The 2496-nt window shown below is 58.4% G+C and carries 3 protein-coding genes; all 3 read left to right on the top strand.

Annotated elements, in window-relative coordinates:
* Positions 1-123 precede the first annotated feature (123 nt).
* The 3 genes from ACCD05_RS31585 (at position 124) to tnpC (ending at position 2475) form a co-directional block, all read left to right on the top strand.
* The gene (locus ACCD05_RS31585) at positions 124-462 is read left to right on the top strand and encodes a transposase (protein WP_413397605.1); all 339 of its coding nucleotides are present in this window, start codon (positions 124-126) and stop codon (positions 460-462) included.
* The gene (gene tnpB, locus ACCD05_RS31580; protein WP_413397603.1) at positions 459-803 is read left to right on the top strand and encodes an IS66 family insertion sequence element accessory protein TnpB; all 345 of its coding nucleotides are present in this window, start codon (positions 459-461) and stop codon (positions 801-803) included. The genes ACCD05_RS31585 and tnpB overlap by 4 nt, the downstream gene beginning before the upstream one ends.
* 73 nt (positions 804-876) lie before the next feature.
* The gene (gene tnpC, locus ACCD05_RS31575; protein ID WP_112536779.1) at positions 877-2475 is read left to right on the top strand and encodes an IS66 family transposase; all 1599 of its coding nucleotides are present in this window, start codon (positions 877-879) and stop codon (positions 2473-2475) included.
* The last annotated feature ends 21 nt before the right edge of the window (positions 2476-2496 follow it).

Genomic DNA, 2496 nt, shown 5'->3' with positions numbered 1-2496 from the left:
GTAAGCGGTGCATTGACCCCGTCTGGCGATAGCGGGTTATCAGGCTTATTCGTGTGAGCTCAGGAAATGAGCTTGGTATGAATTGCTATGTCTGAACCTAAGTCCGAACATAGAACCTTCCATATGATCGAAGCCGTTGCGGGTCGTCTGGAGGGCGCGCCGCGAGAGGTTCGACGCTGGTCAGATGAATTCAAGGCTCATGCGGTAGCCGAAAGCATGGAGCCGGGTGCGAGCGTTTCTGCGATAGCGAGGCGCATAGGGATCGACCCGTCGCAATTGTTCACGTGGCGGCGCAATGCCCGACTGTGTAATGCCCGACTGAAAGCGGAGGCTGTTGTTGATACGGCTCGGGGCGAAAGCTCCACCGCGGACATCATGATCGGCGACGCTGTGATCCGGGTGAATGTCGCGATCGACGAGCCACATCTCGTCAGGCTGATCCGCGCGGTACGCTCTGCATGATCCCGGCTGGTACGAAGGTCTTCCTGGCCAGTCATCCCGTTGACTTCCGCAAAGGTCCGGATAGCCTTTTGGCGCTGGTGCGTGATGCTGGAAGTGATCCATTCAACGGCTCGCTTTACGTCTTCCGCGCCAAGAGAGCCGACAGAATCAAGATCGCCTGGTGGGATGGCTCAGGCGTCTGCCTGTATTCGAAGCGGCTCGAAAAAAATCAGTTTGTCTGGCCGAAAATCGGGCCGTCCCGGGTGCAGCTCAATCACGCGCAACTGATGGCGCTGGTGGATGGGATGGACTGGAAGCGCGTGCGCACGATTGCAGTAAAGCGGCCGGAATTTGCTGGGTAAAGCCCTGCGGCAGAGTGAATCAGGCGGCTGAAACTGAGGGAAAATCTCGCCGAACTGTGCTCTACATAAGGGCATGACACCCGCTGATTTCGAGCTTCCTGACGACGTTGATGCGCTGAAAGCCATGATCCTGGCGATGGCCGCAAAGGCTGCGCGCGCCGATGTTCTGGAAGACGAAGTCGCTGATCTGAAGGCCCGCAATGCGGACGCGGACGAACAGATCGCCAAGTTGAAGCTGATCCTCAAGGCCTTCAATCGATACAGGTATGGCCGCCGCTCGGAAAAGCAGGGAAAGAACATCGAGGCAGACCTGGACGAACAGGGCGCGTTTGTCTTCGAAGAAATCGACACTGGCATTGCCGCGATCGAAGCACTGGTTGCCAAGGGTCGCAATCCAGCCGCTGCAAAGCGTGCGCCGCGTCCACGCAAAGGCTTTCCTCCACATCTGGAGCGGGTCCATGTGGTCATCGAGCCGGACGAACTGCCCGAACATGCTGGCAAACAGAAGGTCCTGATCGGGGAAGATACCTCCGAGCGGCTTGATGTCATTCCGCCGAAGTTCCGGGTGATCGTCACGCATCGCCCGAAGTATGCCTTCAAGAACGACGACGGCGTCATCCAGGCATCGGCCCCGGCACACATCGTCGAAAGCGGCATTCCGACGGAAGCGCTGCTCGCCTATATCGCGGTCTCCAAATACGGCGACGGGTTGCCGCTCTATCGACAGGAGGCGATCTTCCTGCGCGACCATGTCGAAGTCGACCGCGGCATCATGGCGCGGTGGATGGGCAAGCTCGGGTTCGAACTCGAGATTCTTGCGGACTACACCTTCAGCCAGATCAAAAGAGGCGAACGAATATTCGCCGACGAGACGACATTGCCGACACTTGTCCCCGGATCGGGGTCGGCAAAGACGGCGTATCTATGGGCGTACGCGCGAGACGATCGACCATTCGGCGGGAGCGGTCCGCCGATGGTGGCCTACCGTTTTGAAGACAGTCGATCCGGTGATTGTGTCGCTCGACATCTGGAAGGCTATCGCGGCATCCTGCAGATCGACGGGTACACTGCCTATAACCGTGTTGCTCGACCTGAGCGCGGAAACGACGGCGCTCTTTTGGCGGGGTGCTGGGCGCATGGTCGCCGTCGGTTTTACGAGCTGCACGCAAACGACAGCTCAAAGGTGGCAACGGCGACAATCGAAAAGATGGGCGCACTTTGGTCGATTGAGGAAAAGGTGCGCGGACAAAGCCCCGATGTTCGCGTAGCCGCCCGCCAGGAGGCCTCCGCTGTAGTCGTTGCCGATCTCTACAAACTCTGGCAGGACACGCTTCCCCGCATCTCTGGAAAATCAAAACTCGCCGAAGCAATTCGCTATGCCCTTAATCGACGGGAAGCCTTCGAACAGTTCCTCCATGACGGGCGCATCGAGATAGACTCCAACATTGTTGAGCGTGCAATCAGACCCCAGGCAATTGTTCGCAAGAACAGCCTATTTGCCGGAAATGCAGGGGGCGGAAGGACTTGGGCCACGCTCTCTACGCTCATCCAGTCCGCCAAGATGAACGAAGTTGATCCGCTGGCCTGGCTGACGCAGACGCTCGAGCGTATCGCCGCAGGTTGGCCATCGAGCGATCTCGACGCTCTGATGCCCTGGAACTTCAAGAAGTAACGGCCTCACGTCACCGCTTAC

It is taken from the genome of Rhizobium sp. Rhizsp42 (assembly GCF_047304155.1).
Taxonomy (GTDB): domain Bacteria; phylum Pseudomonadota; class Alphaproteobacteria; order Rhizobiales; family Rhizobiaceae; genus Rhizobium.
The sequence above is the reverse complement of the archived record's forward strand: the minus strand, read 5'-3'. Positions and strand labels throughout refer to the sequence as shown.

Bases quoted from the DNA above. Each gene is read 5' to 3' on its own strand.
- ACCD05_RS31585 (WP_413397605.1), top strand. From the start codon at position 124: ATGATCGAAGCCGTTGCGGGTCGTCTGGAGGGCGCGCCGCGAGAGGTT.
- tnpB (WP_413397603.1), top strand. From the start codon at position 459: ATGATCCCGGCTGGTACGAAGGTCTTCCTGGCCAGTCATCCCGTTGAC.
- tnpC (WP_112536779.1), top strand. From the start codon at position 877: ATGACACCCGCTGATTTCGAGCTTCCTGACGACGTTGATGCGCTGAAA.